The sequence below is a fragment of the Chromatiaceae bacterium genome (assembly GCA_024235395.1).
Classification (GTDB): domain Bacteria; phylum Pseudomonadota; class Gammaproteobacteria; order Chromatiales; family Chromatiaceae; genus Thiosocius.
In genome coordinates, this window is the sequence record JACKMK010000001.1 from 1,591,649 (window position 1) to 1,606,789 (window position 15,141).

General features: G+C 64.8%; 14 protein-coding genes. 6 read left to right on the plus strand and 8 right to left on the minus strand.

Translation table 11 applies throughout. From position 1 onward, the window contains the following. Positions 1-38 precede the first annotated feature (38 nt). Positions 39-2,444 carry a VCBS repeat-containing protein gene (locus H6955_07405; protein MCP5313366.1) on the plus strand — a complete coding sequence of 802 codons (2,406 nt, stop codon included), beginning with the start codon at positions 39-41 and terminating at the stop codon, positions 2,442-2,444. A 25-nt stretch (positions 2,445-2,469) separates the two neighbouring features. Here H6955_07405 and H6955_07410 read toward each other — a convergent pair whose 3' ends face one another. Together H6955_07410 and H6955_07415 are read right to left on the minus strand one after the other, a co-directional pair. Beyond that, positions 2,470-3,378 (minus strand): NAD(P)-dependent oxidoreductase, encoded by a 909-nt coding sequence (locus H6955_07410; GenBank protein MCP5313367.1) that lies wholly within the window; start codon positions 3,376-3,378, stop codon positions 2,470-2,472. Next, complete coding sequence (locus tag H6955_07415; GenBank protein ID MCP5313368.1) at positions 3,378-3,818, minus strand: heme-binding protein; 441 nt, start codon at positions 3,816-3,818, stop codon at positions 3,378-3,380. The genes H6955_07410 and H6955_07415 overlap by 1 nt, the downstream gene beginning before the upstream one ends. 402 nt (positions 3,819-4,220) lie before the next feature. Between H6955_07415 and H6955_07420 the strand changes: the two genes are divergently transcribed. Together H6955_07420 and H6955_07425 are read left to right on the plus strand one after the other, a co-directional pair. Then, complete coding sequence (locus H6955_07420; GenBank protein ID MCP5313369.1) at positions 4,221-4,751, plus strand: riboflavin biosynthesis protein RibA; 531 nt, start codon at positions 4,221-4,223, stop codon at positions 4,749-4,751. Positions 4,752-4,800: 49 nt separating this feature from the next. Next, positions 4,801-5,034 carry a DUF2789 domain-containing protein gene (locus H6955_07425; GenBank protein ID MCP5313370.1) on the plus strand — a complete coding sequence of 78 codons (234 nt, stop codon included), beginning with the start codon at positions 4,801-4,803 and terminating at the stop codon, positions 5,032-5,034. 35 nt (positions 5,035-5,069) lie between these two features. Here H6955_07425 and H6955_07430 read toward each other — a convergent pair whose 3' ends face one another. From H6955_07430 to H6955_07450, 5 genes are all read right to left on the minus strand, one after another. Next, the gene (locus H6955_07430) at positions 5,070-6,407 is read right to left on the minus strand and encodes an MATE family efflux transporter (protein ID MCP5313371.1); all 1,338 of its coding nucleotides are present in this window, start codon (positions 6,405-6,407) and stop codon (positions 5,070-5,072) included. Between the two features lie 34 nt (positions 6,408-6,441). Then, a complete protein-coding gene (locus H6955_07435; GenBank protein MCP5313372.1) occupies positions 6,442-7,365 on the minus strand; it encodes an amidinotransferase in 924 nt (307 codons plus the stop codon). Between the two features lie 61 nt (positions 7,366-7,426). Beyond that, positions 7,427-8,167 carry a phosphatidylserine decarboxylase gene (locus H6955_07440; GenBank protein ID MCP5313373.1) on the minus strand — a complete coding sequence of 247 codons (741 nt, stop codon included), beginning with the start codon at positions 8,165-8,167 and terminating at the stop codon, positions 7,427-7,429. Between the two features lie 164 nt (positions 8,168-8,331). Continuing rightward, entirely contained in the window at positions 8,332-8,721 is a 390-nt protein-coding gene (locus tag H6955_07445; protein ID MCP5313374.1) for a YbaY family lipoprotein, read from the minus strand. A gap of 59 nt (positions 8,722-8,780) precedes the next feature. Then, positions 8,781-9,452: a cysteine hydrolase gene (locus H6955_07450; protein MCP5313375.1), complete on the minus strand. Its 672-nt coding sequence runs from the start codon at positions 9,450-9,452 to the stop codon at positions 8,781-8,783. Positions 9,453-9,646: 194 nt separating this feature from the next. Between H6955_07450 and H6955_07455 the strand changes: the two genes are divergently transcribed. The 3 genes from H6955_07455 (at position 9,647) to H6955_07465 (ending at position 13,812) form a co-directional block, all read left to right on the plus strand. Then, positions 9,647-10,585, plus strand: coding sequence for an amidohydrolase family protein (locus tag H6955_07455; protein ID MCP5313376.1), 939 nt, complete (start codon positions 9,647-9,649; stop codon positions 10,583-10,585). A gap of 77 nt (positions 10,586-10,662) precedes the next feature. After that, positions 10,663-11,826 carry a molybdopterin biosynthesis protein gene (locus H6955_07460; GenBank protein ID MCP5313377.1) on the plus strand — a complete coding sequence of 388 codons (1,164 nt, stop codon included), beginning with the start codon at positions 10,663-10,665 and terminating at the stop codon, positions 11,824-11,826. Positions 11,827-11,853: 27 nt separating this feature from the next. Further along, complete coding sequence (locus H6955_07465) at positions 11,854-13,812, plus strand: molybdopterin biosynthesis protein (GenBank protein ID MCP5313378.1); 1,959 nt, start codon at positions 11,854-11,856, stop codon at positions 13,810-13,812. A 29-nt stretch (positions 13,813-13,841) separates the two neighbouring features. On the opposite strand, the gene H6955_07470 is transcribed toward H6955_07465, so the two are convergent. Then, entirely contained in the window at positions 13,842-14,537 is a 696-nt protein-coding gene (locus H6955_07470; protein ID MCP5313379.1) for a haloacid dehalogenase type II, read from the minus strand. Between the last annotated feature and the right edge of the window lie 604 nt (positions 14,538-15,141).

Genomic DNA, 15,141 nt, shown 5'->3' on the forward strand with positions numbered 1-15,141 from the left:
CCGCGCTCCGAATGAATTGATCAACACAGGGAAGACTTATGAATCGCCTGCTTTTCAACCGCAACCCGCTCAATAGGGCCGTCAGCAGCTGTGTCTATGCCGTCGGCCTGATTGGATCGCTCGCAACGAACACCGCGCTTGCCGGGAACGAGATTGTCCGCGCGGCGACCGCGACGCCATTCGGCGTGCCCGAGGAGCTGCTCAGGTTCGGCCCTCCGGCGGTCACGACAATCGACGGTGCCAAATATCTTCATTGGATCGCTACGACAGACGAGCCCGATCTGGCAGAAAGCCTGATCGTAGGGCCGCTCGATTCGTTGCTCGACCGAACGGTGCCCTGGGAAGACCTGATTTACTCGAGTGAAAGGTTTTCGCTCCCCGAGCAATGTGCCGTTTCAAGTGAATGGAGAACCTGCCTGGCGCTCGTCGACCTCGACGACGACGGTCTCGTGGAGCTAAACATCGACAACCGGCTGTACGTGCTCGACAGCCAGCTGTCCCTATTAACCGATTCGATGTTCGAGACTGAGACCGACTCCGATTATTTCGGAATCTGGCCCGACTACCGCAGCTTTGCCGATGCCGACGATGACGGTGATCTCGATCTGTTTCTGATGGACTCAAAGACGTCGAGCCATGTCAGATTCTTCGAAAACGTCGGCGATCCTCAGGCGGCCGTTTTTGTACAGGCACCAACCGAAAGCGAAGCAGCTTTTGCCCGGACCAAACCCCTGTCTCTCGGCGCCTCGTCTCTGTATGGACTGGATTTCGTCGACTGGACGGCCAGGTACACCTCGCTAGAGGTCGATCTGGACGGCGATGGCGACACGGACATCGTCGAAGTCGAGGGAAACAAAGAATATATCAGTCGCTACCTCGAGGGAAACATCACCAACGCAATCGCGCGTTTCACTCCTGTCCATCCGCACGTTGACAGCAGTCGCTACCTGGAAAACGTCGGTACAGATGATGCGCCGGTGTTCACGAACCCCTTCTTTCCTTTTCCGGTTCCCGGCGCATATATTCAATGGATCACCGATTTCGATTCCGATGGCGATCTCGACGTACTGGCATATGACGTAAACAGGCCAGGCGAGCTTGCGTTCTTTGAAAAACGTGATGGCATACCCTTCCTCTATGCCGCCCCGGCGTTTCTTGGCAACCTCCCACGCCTTTCGTCGTCCAAGGCCGACTACGCCGCGGGCGTGGACCGATACCTGCGGCGTACGCAGTCGCCTTTCGTTACCGATCTGGACGGTGATGGTTACCCGGAATTCCTGTTGGAAGCCTGGTATGAAGGCACGCCGCTCGTCCGCGACATGGAACTGATCACGTTGCGCAATGGTCAATTCGAGCGCATCGACATCCCGCTCGAAAGTGACACCGTGTCACGAGCCGACTACGCTCGCGCTGGCGGTGCGTTCTTCCACGACATCGATCAGGACGGTGACCTGGACGTTGTCTACCGCGCGGAGGGAGCCCCTGTCTCGTTCATATTTGAACAGACTACCCCGCTGGTGTTTGCGCCTCCTAGAAAAACGCTCGAGGATCTCTCGTATGGGTATCCGGAGTTGGTACCCGTGCACACGATTGACCTGGACGACGATGGCGACCTAGATACGTTCAACGATGTGACCGGTCAGGTCGACATCAACCTCGAGCGCAGCCCCGGCAGCATCCGGAGCTTCTCGACCCGCTCGTACGTCGGCGAATCGGGTGCCGACGTCCAGGTCGGCGGCTTCATCATCGAGGGCCATTCGGCGCAGACGGTGATCCTGCGCGGCCTCGGCCCGAGCCTCGCGGCCGAGGGCATCCGCAGACCGCTGCAGGACCCACAACTGCAGCTCTATTCCGGCAAGACCGTGATCGCCAGCAACGACGACTGGGGCGCGCATCCGCAGGCGGATCGCATCGCATCGGCGGGAATCGCACCCACCGATCCGAAGGAGGCCGCGCTTCGCGTGCGCCTGAACCCCGGGGTCTACACCGTGATCCTCAAGGGCAAACCGGGCGACACCGGGGTCGGCATCGTCGCGATCGACAACGACATCCAGATGCCGTCGATGGCGACCCAGACGAGTCTGTCGGGCCGCGCACTGATCGGACCCGGCGAGAACGTCGCGGTCGGCGGCTTCATCATCGACGGCGACACGCCGGTGAAGGTGCTGCTGCGCGGCCTGGGTCCGAGCCTCGCCGAGGCGGGCATCGACCGGCCACTGAGCGATCCGACGCTGACCCTGTACGCCGGACAACAGCCGATCCTCGCCAACGACGACTGGCAGGAGGCCGCGAACGCCGCCGAGATCGCGGCGCTGGCGCACGCACCGCAGTATGCGAAGGAGGCCGCGATCCTCACCGAACTGCCGCCGGGGACCTACACGGTGCATCTGCGCAATGCGGACGGGACGAACGGTGTGGGTATCGTCGCGGTCGATCGGCCGTAACGGGGACGCGCCCAATCGGCGCGACTCAGCCGTTATCGTCGTGCGATAACAACAGCCTGATCAGCGCGCTGTGATCGAGGTCGCCGTCACCGGCCTCGATCAGGCGCTGGTACAAGGTGCGCCCGAGCGCGGTGGCCGGCAGCGCCTGGCCAAGCAGCTCGCCGAGCTCGCAGGCCTGACGCATGTCCTTGTGCTGCGTGGTCACCCGCGCGCCGGGTTCGAAACGCCGTTCGATCATCTTCAGTCCGTGTACCTCGAGGATGCGCGAGCCGGCAAAGCCGCCCAGCAAGGCCTCGCGCACGCGCCGCGGATCGACACCGGCCGCCTCGACCAAGGCCAGCGCCTCGGCGACCGCGCCGATGTTGAGTCCGACGATGATCTGGTTCGCCGCCTTCGCGACCTGCCCGGCGCCGGTCTCGCCGACATGCGTGAACTGACTGCCGAGCACCTCGAACAGCGGCATCGCACGCGCGATCGCGGTATCGCTGCCGCCGGCCATGATGGTCAGGCTCGCGTTGATCGCGCCGATCTCGCCACCGGAGACCGGGGCGTCGATGAAGTCGACGTCCATATCCTCAAAGCGCGCCGCCATGTCGCGCGTGGCCATCACCGAGGTGGTGCCCATGTCGATCACCAGGCTGCCCGGGCGCAGTCCCGCGGCGATGCCGTCGCCGCCGAACAGTACCTGTTCGACGACCGCAGTATCGGCCAGCATCAACACAACGATGTCGGACACCTGTGCGAGGCTCTTCGGCGTATCGCACACCGCCATCCCCGGTTGCCGGAGTTGCTCGGCGACCGTCCGCGTACGGTTCCACAACGCGATTCGGCCACCGGCAGCGTGCAGGTGGCGCGCCATCGGTCGGCCCATCAGCCCGAGACCGGCAAAACCGATACGCCAGCCATCCAACGTTTTGTGCGCCCCCTCGGCCATCACCCGGCCCGGTGCACGAGGCCCAACGCATCGATCGCGGCGATTGCGCAGGCCTCGTCCTCGTCCGACGGCCCGCCCGCGACGCCGAGGGCACCCAGCACCCGCCCGTCGGCATCGCGGACCAGTACGCCGCCCGGCAGCGTGATCAGCCGGCCGCCCGACATCGCGTTGAGCGCCTGCAGGAAGCCCTGCTGCTCGCCCCCCTCGCCGAACCGCTCGGCCAGTCGGCGGGAATCCACACCCATCGCGAGCGCCCCCCAGGCCTTCGCCTGACAGACGTCGGCGCGCAGAAAGGTCACGCCGTCCTGGCGCTGCATCGCCCTGAGGTGACCGCCGGCATCGAGTACCGCCGCGGCCAACGGCGGCAACGCGCGTCGCGTCGCTTCGGCGAACACCTCGGCGATCAGGCGGTTCGACTGGTCGAGGGTCAGTTCGGTCATCGCTCAGGCTCTCTTCGTACTTGTGATCGCCGGGTTGGCGATAGTCTATGCATCCCGGCGCAATGTACCGGCTCCATCCGGCCATGCTCAAGCCGCTGGGACCCGCGTGGAGACCACGTCGATCGACGCCGAACTCGCACGCGGGCCTCGCGGACTCTTGGCAGCCGTCATCGCACGTCGCATGGAGGGTGCCGTGTCAATTGCGCCATCGATGGCGGAACTCAGCCGATCGAGCCGCCCTTCCGGATCCCGCTGTCTGTCGCAGAACCCCGGTCCGGCAGGCCTCTTGGCCACACCGGTCGCGCCCGGCATGGTTCTTGAGGGCCGTGAGTTGACACCGAACAGGCCCACCAGGCAACGAGACCGGGCCTTTCAACCTTTCCCTGAACCAGGAGGCCGCTCATGTCCAGCATGGGTCTGATCGAAGAAAGCTATCCGGCCAGGATCGCCGCGGTCGTCAACAATCCGCTACAGGCGGATGAAACCGTGACCCGCCTGGTCAGCGAGGCCGCGATCCCGCGCGCGCAGATCGTTGTCGTCAAGCCGATGGACGTGGCATTCGGGCGCAAGCTGGAACCGGAGTCGCAGGGCATCGCGCGGACCGCGATCAATGCACACCTGAAGCTGGGCGTGATCGGTTTGTTCACGGGGGTCGCACTCGCCGTGCTGCTGATCCTCATCGACGTGGAGATGGCGTCCGCCAACCCCGCCTACACCTTGTCGGCGTTCGGCGTCTTCTTGACCCTGTTCGGCCTCCTGCTGGGCGGACTGGTGACGGCGCGACCGGACCACCAGGTGGTCATCGCCGGTGTCCGCGAGGCGTCCGAGGAAGGTCGATGGACGGTGGTCGTACATGCCGCCAACGAAGAACAGGTCCGACGCGCCCGTCGCCTGCTCGACGGCGAGCCCGCCAGGGTGATGGCCGCGCGGTGACGCGCAGCGCCCGCCAAGCCGATCGGAAAGCCAGCACAGGAGCACGCACATGGACACCATCGAACACGATATGCACAACCTGTTTGCGCAACTCGGCCTGCCGGACGATCAGGCATCGATCGCGCAGTTCATCCAGACGCACCGTCCCCTACCCAACGACATGCCGCTCGCCGAGGCACCGTTCTGGACACCGGCACAATCGGCATTTCTGCGCGAGGAACTGCTCGAAGATGCGGACTGGGCACCGGTGATCGACACCCTGAATGCGGAACTGCACGGCTGAAGTGGGGGCAAACGACCTGGCGGCTGCCGCGCGGATCAGACCTGGATGCGCCGCCACAGACCGCCGTGAAGCCAGGCCCAGGACAACAACAGGCAGCTGGTCCAGCCGACGCCCTCGGCGACCCAGATCCAGGCGAGCGGCAGGCCGAGCCAAATCGCGACGCCGTAGACGGTCGCCAGCGTCACGACGGCGACCAGTGACTGAATGACCAGTATCGCCTGCGTGTCGCCGGTGCCGGCCAATGCCGAATACAGCATCTCCGCCGGCACCGCGATCAAGGTGACCGCGACCACCACCAGCAACCCGGCCAGCGCACCGTCGACCATCGCGGGGTCGTCACTGAACAACGCGATGACTTGTTCGGGAAGGCTCAACGTCAGCACCAACAACGGCAACAGTGTGAGAAAGGTGAGTACCACGGTGCGGCGCAACATCGGCCAGAGCTGCCTGGCGCGCAGCTGGCCGAGCAGGTTGCTGACCATCGAGCACACGGTCTCTGAGAATGCGTCCACCGGGATCAGGAACAAGGCATAACAGCTGTAGACGATGTTGGCCTGGGCCAGCGGTTGTTCGCCGACCTGCTCGACAATCGCGAAGAACGCCAGCCAGCGCCCGGTCGCCACGAGGTTTTCCAACGACACCGGCAGAGACAGGGCCAGCAGCCGCCTGACGAGCGGATAATCCCAAGGGGTCAGGCGCAGCAGGTGATGGCTCACCCGGTAGCGCTGCCGAACCACGTCGAACAACAGGAACAGGCTGGCCGCCATCTCAGCGCACAGGGACGCGTAGCCCGCCCCCTCGATACCCAGCTCGGGCAGTCCCCAGTTGCCGAAGATCAACGCATAGTCGAGGACGATATTCGTGGTCGCCAGGACGAGCGTCGCGCCGATCAGAATCCGCGTCCTCGCGATGCCGATGTAGAAGGCACCGAGCGCCAGGTTGAACGAGTAGAACAGCAGCCCGAATGCCGCGATCTGCAGATAGCTGTCGACGGCCGCGTGGATCGCGCTGGATGCAAACAACAGCCCGGTGGCCGAAGGCACCAGGAACTTGATCCCGAGGATCAGGAGAACTGCGGTGATCAGCAGCAGGTACAAACCCTGGTTGAACACGGCGCCGATCTGCCGCGACCCGCCCTCGCCGGCGCGTCGACCGATGGTTATCTGGATACCGTCGACCAACCCCAGCGTCATGAACAACGCGACCGCGTAGATGGCATCGGCGAGGGCAATGGCGCCCAGCTCGGTCATGCCATAGTGGGCCAGGAACACCGTGTCGGTGACATCGACCACGGTCTCACTGATACCCGTGACGATCAGCGGGTAGGAGACGCCCCAGATGTTCCGGTAGGACGGTCGAAAGCGTGAGCTCACGGGCACGGTCGGCGACGCGCGGGACCCGGACGCATCACACCAGCACCAGGTCGAATGAACGGTGATTGAGGTGCATCACCATGCAGGACAGCAGCGCGCCACTCTTGAGGTATTCGCTCAGGTTGAAGAACGACACCTCGAATCCGAGCCGGGTGCCGATGTCCTCGAGCGTACGGTTCTTGTGTCTCTCCTCGTCGTAGTACGGGTCACTCGTGCTCATCTCCAGGATGTGCGAGGCGTTCATGATCGTGTTGCCCAGCCGCACCGAATTGCACACACCCGACAGGCAATCGTCGACGGACACGTCGATGATGTTGGTCACCTTTTCGACCTGCGCCAGTTCCTGCTTGGTATACATCTCGGTGCATACCAGCGTGTCGCTCCGGGTCAACGGAAAGGTCGTGCAGTCGAGGTGATACAGGTAGGGGTCGGTCTCTTCCAGAGGCACGATCCGCATATCGAATTGCTCGCTCATCCAGTCGTAGGCCCGGCGGTCGGACCGCACGCCGTACCCGCCGAGATAGACGTTGTCGTGCAGACGCTTGAGTTCGGCCTCGCCCTCGAAATGATAAGGCGGCACTTGGGTGCGATAACCCATCGCCTCGAAAAATGCCTTGCCGACCTCGATCTCGTGCGCCCGGTTCTGAACACTGAAGTTGGACAGCACCACGACATCTTCGCCCTCGAGATGATCGAGCGCGACGCCGAGGTTGGCACAATAGACGAGGTCCTGCAGGCCTTCGCGCTTCGGGGTCGGCAGCAGATAGACGACCGCGTCAGCCGCGATGAAGTGATACAGCTGCAGAAACTGGTTCATCGCCCTGGGCAGATCGATTGCCCGCTGCTGCTCGATGAGCTCGTCCATCCAGGCATTGTTGGCGACGTCCGCCGACAGCGAGAACGGCACGTTCATCAGGAACGCCGGTTTCCCGAGACCCGCCGGGCTGACCATCGGCATGCCACCGTGACTGTCTGCCGACTGACGTCGATGCTTGCTGGTCATGACTGTTTTCCCTGGCTCACTCGTGCCTGCCCCGGACGACCTTGGGTGTGATCCGGACCAGGGGGTCGATGCCCGCCTCCACATGCATACCCTCGCCCAGCAGCGGCGTGAACGTCCAATGGTCCGACAGTGGAATGATCAGATCCACCTGCGAGCCGTAACGAATCTGCGAAAAACGTTCGTTCTGTGCGAAACACTGATTCTGTTTCAAACGAAACGGTGTAATGCAGTCGACGTCGTAGTCGGCAACCTGCAGCACATAGTAATGCTGACGGAGGTCCATGCTGAATATGCGGTTCACGACCCGCTGATTGTTGAACAGGTAGGCGGCATGGCGCGTGTAGGGCCTGAGCTCGTCCAACAGGTCCTTCTCGACCCCGATCATCGGATCGTTAAGGGTGCTGATCGGGTCCAACTCCCGATACACCAGCCGGCCCGCGTAAGGGATCCGGTTCACATGCACGTCGTAGAAGGTCATGAAGATACCGATCACCAGACACTCGGCATCGAAACGGGCATCGCGCAATGCCGTTTGCAGTGAATAGGCGCGGCCTTTGATATCGACAATCGCCTGATCCGGCGCGACCTGCCTGGCGTACAACACGACACCGTCTGCCGGCGGAAAGAAATAATCCGGGTCCGAGTACATCGGTCGCACCGGGTCGCGGAAGAAATACTCTCCCGACAACCAGCGCATCGGTCTGTCGTGCACCTGCTCAACATCCGATTCCAACCATGCTCGCAGTGACTTGGCCATCGCTCGCCTCGTGTCGGCAGCATTCACCGGACAGGTGGCTATATCTACTAGGATCGGCAAAAACCCACCCAGCCACATTGACAGCCGTCAAACCGGCCTCAGCCCGACAGCAATCCGCAACACGGGGCCCGCCATCGAAGGGCGCTTTGGATCGGTGCTCGTGCCTAGCGGTCGTCCACCGCCTGAAGCAGCATGTCGACATGCGAGGGCGCCCCCTGGGTGATCACCGGGTAACGCTGATCGTTGATGAAGCGCAGCCGACCACCGATCTCAATACGAGCCTGCACGGCATAGCGGTGATGCGCCTCGATGTTCACCGGGCCGTAGGCGAGTTCGAAGCTCAGCGGCACCTGCCTGCCGTGCGTGTAGATCACCAGCTCACTGAGCACGAGCGCCGGCGCGTCCGCGCGCGAGACGTCCACCAACTGCACCCGGAGCAGCGCATCCGGTGGCAACGCGATGCGCTGCCGATAGCTGACGCTCCCGGTGACGACGGCCTGCTCGGCACCACCGCCGCCGCGCAACGCATTCAGGGTTGAACAGCCCGCCAACATCCAGACCAACAGCCCGACGCCACCGTACCTGCAGATCCCCTCACCCCAGTGCGTCGTACTCACAGCGCCATGATCTCGCGGAGTTCGGTGCTCGTCACGACGTGGCAATAGATCATGTTGATGATCTCCAGCTCGTGCCGATGCAGTGCATCGGTACCCGCGGCGCAACAGTCCTCGACGAGCACCACGTTGAAGCTCTCGTCGGCCAGACTGCGTACCGTCGACGACACGCACTGGTCGGTATAGATCCCGGTGACGATCACGTTGCGGATACCCATATTGCCCAGCACCAGGCGCAGGTTGGTGCCGGTCAGTGCGCTGTCGGTGGTCTTGGTGACCGTGATCTCGCCTGCTGCCGGTGCCACCGCCGGCACGATCTGCGACGCCGCACTGTCGCGCGGCATCAGCAGGTTGTTCCAGCCGGGCATCTTCTGACTCAGTGAACGATCGCGACCGTCTTCGAGCAGGCAGGCGATGCGCGCATGCAGCACATCGATGCCCCGCTGGCGGAACGCGTCCTGCAGCGAACGCAGCGTGGGGATCACGATGTCCTGCATGCGATCGTAGAACGGCTGCCAGCGTGCCTGCTCGGCAGCGCTTTCCTTCGCGGCAAGCCCGTAGTTCTGTACGTCGATGCACAACAGCGCGGTCTCCGCGTACGGCAGCACCAGATCTTCCGGCTCGGGTGCATCCTGGTAGTAGAACGATCGGTGCGCGGTCTTCCAGCTCATCGGGTACCTCCCGGTCTCCAGGTCGATGTGAAGGTTCGACGCCAACCCTAGCGCGTTATGGCCGGCCGCCGCCAATCCGGTACCCTGCCGGCGCTGCGCACTCCGGTGCAGGCGAGAAGGGTAAAACGCGACAGACGCGACACGCCCGATCGCTTAACCTAGACGCCTTCGCTGCGTTGTCGGGGAGAAGCCACATGCGACCGCACCTTGGACCGAAATGGCTCGCCACCACACTGGCACTGCTCGGCAGTGCGTCGCTGCACGCCGGCGATCCGCCGTTCGCGGACATCCACCTGCATTGGAAATGGAACCAGAAGGAGGTCACGACCACCGAGCAGGCGGCAGAGATCCTGCGCGCACAGCATATCGGTCTCGCCGTCGTGACCGGTACGCCGCCGGCACTCGCGCTCGAGCTCCAGGAGCAGGCACCGGAACGGGTGATCCCGATCTATGGCCTCTATCGTCTGCCCGGGGAATGGTCGACCTGGCACCGTGACGACGGCCTGCTGGATCGTGTGCGCGCTGCGTTGCAATCGGGTCGGTACCACGGCATCGGCGAGGTCCATATGCTCGGCGGCTTCATCAGCCACTGGCAGAAGCCGACCATCGCCGGCCTGTTCGACCTGGCGGCGGAGTTCGACGTGCCGGTCCTGCTGCATACCGAATTCTCGCGCGCCGATTACACGCTGGGCGTGTGTCGCGCCCACCCCGATACGCGTTTTCTATGGGCGCATGCCGGCTCGATGCTGCCACCGGACGAGGTGCGCCGCGTGCTCGATGGCTGCCCGAACGTGCACGCCGAGTTGTCCGCGCGCGATCCGTGGCGGCATCGTGCAAACCTCATCGTCGACACACAGGGGCGGCTGCTGCCGGCATGGCGTTCGCTGATCGTCGACTATGCCGACCGCTTCATGGTCGGCTCCGATCCGGTGTGGCCGGTCGACAGGCTCAATCCATGGGACGAACCGGACAGCGGTTGGATCGAATTGCCACGTTTCGTTGCATTTCATCGCGCATGGCTCGACGAACTGCCCACCGACCTCGCCGAAGCGATCCGCTGGGGCAATGCGCGACGATTCTTCGCAAAGGCGCTGCCGGCCGAGGCGGTCGGGGCACCCGGTCCCGCGACGTGAAGCCGGATTCCCGCTAAGATCTGTCGATCCATTCAATAACGCGACGCAGACGCCGGTTTCGGCGGCGTCGCGACGCCATGCGCATGCCGGACCGCCCACCCTTTCATCGCCAATCCGTGACCGACGTGTTCGCCTGGCTCGACCGGGTGGCCAGTCCGTGCGGCCGCGAGGAGGTCCCGCTCGGCGAGGCGGCGGGGCGCCGACTGGCCGACGCGGTGAAGGCCGCCGCGGCGCTGCCGCGATGCGACGTGGCGGCGATCGACGGTTACGCGGTCATCGCGGCCGGTACCGTGGGCGCGAGCGACTACAGCCCCCTGCCCTACCATGCGGTCGACGGCGCCAGCCCTCTGCGCGCCGGTGAGGCGAGCTCGCTGGTATCCGGAGAGACCCTGCCGGCCCATGCGGACGCGGTGCTGGATCCGGCGCTCGTCGAACAACACGCGCTGACAATGGAGATCTCCGGCACCGTCGCACCGGGCGTCGGGGTGATAGTGGCCGGAGAGGAATGCGAGGCCGGCGCACCCCTGCTGCATGCGGGGCGGCAGCTGCGGCCGCACGACGTCGGCTGGCTCGCACTCGCCGGGATTGAAACGCTGCCGGTCCTGGGCCGACCCCGTGTGCGGATCCTGCTCGCAGGGCACTACGAGCGTGACGCCAATGGACCCATGCTGGCGGCCGCGATCAGGCGAGACGGTGGCATCGTCGGTGGAACCGACGAGATCGGTGATGCCGATGCGCTGACGGCTGCCCTGCGGCAACCGGACGACGACCTGGCGATCGTGGTCGGGGGTACCGGCCAGGGTGCGAACGATTTCAGCGTCGCCACGCTGGCACACGCGGGCAGCGTCGATATCTACGGCGTTGCGATGAATCCCGGCGAGAGCGCCGCGTTCGGCCGGGTCGGCGGACGGCCGGTCATACTGCTGCCCGGTCAGCCACTCGCCTGCGCATGCGCCTACGACCTGCTCGGATCGCGCCTGGTGCGTCGACTGGCCGGACACGACACGGCGTTGCCCTACGTGCCCGTAGAGCGGCCCCTGGCGCGCAAGATCGCCTCCACGATCGGCCGCCTCGAGGTATGCCGTGTGCGGTTGCGGGATGGGCTGGCCGACCCCCTGGCGATCGCCGAGAACCGACTGCTGCGCAGCGCGGTCCGTGCCGACGGGTTCGTCGTCATCCCCGAAAACTGCGAGGGCTATCCGGCCGGCACGCGTGTCACCGTTTACCGTTACGAGCCGTGACGCTTCACGGCAGCGAGGAGATCACCCATGACCGATGCCAACACCCTGGTCGAACGTCGTCAGGCGGCCAACCAGCGCCAATTCCTGGATGTCGTGACGGCCGAGGAGGCGTCGCATCGGTTCTGGGATGCGGCCAGACCGGAACCGCTCGGAACCGAATCCGTCCCGTTGGACGAGGCATTGAACCGCGTACTCGCCGAGGACATCACCTCGCCGGTGGATGTGCCCGGCTTCGATCGCGCGAACGTCGATGGTTTCGCATTGCGCGCCCAGGACACCGTCGGCGCGCGCGAGGACACGCCCTGCCTGCTCGAACTCACCGATGACGTGCTGACGCCGGGTATCGCACCGCGCTGCACTGTCACCGCCGGACACGCCAGCGTGATTGCGACCGGCGGCATGGTGCCGCGTGGCGCCGATGCGGTGGTGCTGGTCGAGGACACCGAGCTGCTGGAGCGCGACGGCCGTCAGTTCGTCCAGGTCGGCAAGGTGCTGCCCGCCGGCGCCTTCATCGCGTTCGCCGGCACCGACGTCGGGCGCGGCGAGACAGTGCTGCGCGCCGGTCATCTGCTGACCTCGCGCGAGATCGGCGTGCTGGCTGCGGTCGGACTGGCCACGGTGCCGGTGTTCAGGCGACCGCGGGTCGCGGTGATCTCGACCGGCGACGAGCTGGTACAGCCGGGCGATTCGCTCGGCCCCGGCGAGGTCTACGACTCGAACGGTGCGATCGTCGCCGCGGCGCTGCGCGAGATCGGCTGCGAACCGGTCCGTCTCGGTGCGTTGCCCGATCAGCATGATGCGCAGCAGCAGGCACTGGACGAGGCCCTCGGCTGCGATGCGGTGATCCTTTCCGGCGGTACCTCGAAGGGTGCGGGTGACCTGTCGTACGAGGTGGTCAGCGCGCTGCACGACCCCGGCGTGGTGGTCCACGGGGTGGCGGTCAAACCGGGCAAACCCCTGTGTCTCGCAGTCACCGGGCGCAAGCCGGTCGTGATACTGCCGGGCTTCCCGACTTCCGCGATTTTCACGTTTCACCAGTTTGTCGCCCCGGTCCTGCGTGCACTCGCCGGGCTTCCGGTGCAGACACGCGAGTCTGTCGTCGCCGAGCTGCCGATGCGCATGAGCTCCGAACGTGGGCGCACCGAGTTTTCGATGGTCAGCCTGATGCGGACCGACAACGGCTACGCCGCCTACCCGATGGGCAAGAGTTCCGGTGCGGTGACGGCGTTCAGCAATGCCGACGGCTTCATCCGTGTCGATGCCCAGACCGAGCTGCTGACCGCCGGCAGCAAGGTGCAGGTGCAGTTGCTGTCACGCCAGCTGACGCCGGCGGACCTGGTCACGATCGGCTCTCACTGTGTCGGCCTGGATTACCTGCTGCGCGCACTGCAGCGCGACGGCATCGCGACCAAGTCGATGCACGTCGGCAGCCAGGGTGGACTGTCGGCGGTGCGGCGCGGTGAATGCGACATCGCCGGCATCCACCTGATGGACCCGGAAACCGGCGAATACAACGCCCCGTACGTCGAGGCCGGCATGCGTCTGCAGAAGGGCTACCGGCGTATGCAGGGTTTCGTCTATCGGCGCGACGACCCCCGTTTCCACAAAGCGTCGACGCCGCAGAAGGCGGTGGCCGCAGCCCTCGCCGATCCCGATTGCGTGATGGTCAACCGCAACGCCGGCAGCGGCACGCGCGTGTTGATCGACGAACTGCTGCAAGGCGCACAGCCGGCCGGTTATGCGGTGCAGACCAAGTCCCACAACGCCGTGGCGACCGCAGTCGCCCAGGGGCGTGCGGACTGGGGCATCGCGATCGATACGGTCGCGCGGATGTACGACCTGGCTTTTCTGCCGCTACAGGAAGAACACTACGACTTCGTGATCCCGGAAAACCGCTGGGAGTTGCCGGCGGTGCAGCGTTTCATTGCCCTGCTGCAGCAGCCTGATATCCGGGCCGGACTCGCGGAGCTGGGTTTCCACACCTGACCGGCACAGCGGCAGGTCCGCAACCGCGGTCAGGCACCCAGCGCGTCCGCCAGCGCCAGCAGGCCCGTCGCGTGCAGCGTATTGCGATCGCTGCCGCTCAGTTCTTTGTGACGTCGCGGCCCGAATTCCATCGGCCGCTCGATATAGGCGGTCTGCAGTCCGCAGGCACGCGCCGCATCGAGGTCGTCCTGGTGGGCGGCGACCATCATCACCGCTTCGGGTGGGACATCGAAGACGCGCGCCACGCCGAGATAGGTATCGGGGTCGGGTTTGTATCGGCGGAACACCTCGGCGGACAGGATGCAGTCCCATGGCAGGGCCGCCTGCTTCGCCATCTCCGCGAGCAGACCGATATTGCCGTTCGACAGCGTGCAGATCATGTACCGCTGTTTCAGCCGGTTGAGTCCCTCGACGCTGTCCGGCCATGGTTGCAGCCGGTGCCAGACCCTGTTGAGGTGCGCGACCTCCGCCTGCGTCAGTCCGCGCAGGCCGAAACGTCCGATCAATCCATCGAGAATCTGCCGGTGCAACAGGTCGAGCGAGGTCCAACCCAGCTCTCCGGAACGCACGCGTTGCATCGCCGGCTGATAGCCGTCGCGCCACGCCAGCGCGAACGCGCCGCCATCGATGCCCGGACGCAAGGTCTCGACCTCGCGCACCACGGATCCGTACCAGTCGACGACGGTGCCGAATACATCGAATGCCAGGACCAGAGGATCCGTCATCGCGCACCACCGGTGTGTCAATCGCAATCCCCGCATGATCGACGACGCATCTCGCAATCGGCAAGCCCCCCCCTGAGACGGGGACAGGCACGGCACGCGGACGCCGACGGCTTCACAGGCGCAACGGAAAGCGGATATTCCGTGAAGCGCTCCTCGCTGCCTGGCCGCGCGGAACCGGGACGACTGTCGGTCAAGGTGCAAAACTGGCGTCGCATCGGGCGGGCAAACAACACCGAAGACCGATAACGCGACCGGCTGCCATACCCTTCATCGCAGAGAAGACGGCCGCTCCTCGACGAGCGTGCGCCGAATCGCGATCGGCCTGCTGCACGCCGAACAGGTCCGACACGCTGGTGCCCGCCAGCGCGACAAGTACCAACACCTAGGTGGCGCCGATGAGCAACTGGTGTTGTGAAACAAAATCCGCGAGGTTCATGCAGCCTGGTCGCCCTGGTTTTCCGACCAACCTTGTCCCGCTTGGTATCCAACACCGCCACGCAATCTGAAGCGCGACCACATGGCGATGGGCTCGGTTCCGCACGCTGCGGGTTGAGGCCTTCACCGTCAGCGTCGCCGACCGCCTCTCGCATCGTCACGATTGTTT

Excerpts from the sequence above, each read along its gene's own strand:
- H6955_07405 (MCP5313366.1), top strand. The coding sequence starts at position 39 with ATGAATCGCCTGCTTTTCAACCGCAACCCGCTCAATAGGGCCGTCAGC.
- H6955_07410 (MCP5313367.1), bottom strand. The coding sequence starts at position 3,378 with ATGGCCGAGGGGGCGCACAAAACGTTGGATGGCTGGCGTATCGGTTTT.
- H6955_07415 (MCP5313368.1), bottom strand. The coding sequence starts at position 3,818 with ATGACCGAACTGACCCTCGACCAGTCGAACCGCCTGATCGCCGAGGTG.
- H6955_07420 (MCP5313369.1), top strand. The coding sequence starts at position 4,221 with ATGTCCAGCATGGGTCTGATCGAAGAAAGCTATCCGGCCAGGATCGCC.
- H6955_07425 (MCP5313370.1), top strand. The coding sequence starts at position 4,801 with ATGGACACCATCGAACACGATATGCACAACCTGTTTGCGCAACTCGGC.
- H6955_07435 (MCP5313372.1), bottom strand. The coding sequence starts at position 7,365 with ATGCCGATGGTCAGCCCGGCGGGTCTCGGGAAACCGGCGTTCCTGATG.
- H6955_07440 (MCP5313373.1), bottom strand. The coding sequence starts at position 8,167 with ATGGCCAAGTCACTGCGAGCATGGTTGGAATCGGATGTTGAGCAGGTG.
- H6955_07445 (MCP5313374.1), bottom strand. The coding sequence starts at position 8,721 with ATGTTGGCGGGCTGTTCAACCCTGAATGCGTTGCGCGGCGGCGGTGGT.
- H6955_07450 (MCP5313375.1), bottom strand. The coding sequence starts at position 9,452 with ATGAGCTGGAAGACCGCGCACCGATCGTTCTACTACCAGGATGCACCC.
- H6955_07455 (MCP5313376.1), top strand. The coding sequence starts at position 9,647 with ATGCGACCGCACCTTGGACCGAAATGGCTCGCCACCACACTGGCACTG.
- H6955_07460 (MCP5313377.1), top strand. The coding sequence starts at position 10,663 with ATGCGCATGCCGGACCGCCCACCCTTTCATCGCCAATCCGTGACCGAC.
- H6955_07465 (MCP5313378.1), top strand. The coding sequence starts at position 11,854 with ATGACCGATGCCAACACCCTGGTCGAACGTCGTCAGGCGGCCAACCAG.
- H6955_07470 (MCP5313379.1), bottom strand. The coding sequence starts at position 14,537 with ATGACGGATCCTCTGGTCCTGGCATTCGATGTATTCGGCACCGTCGTC.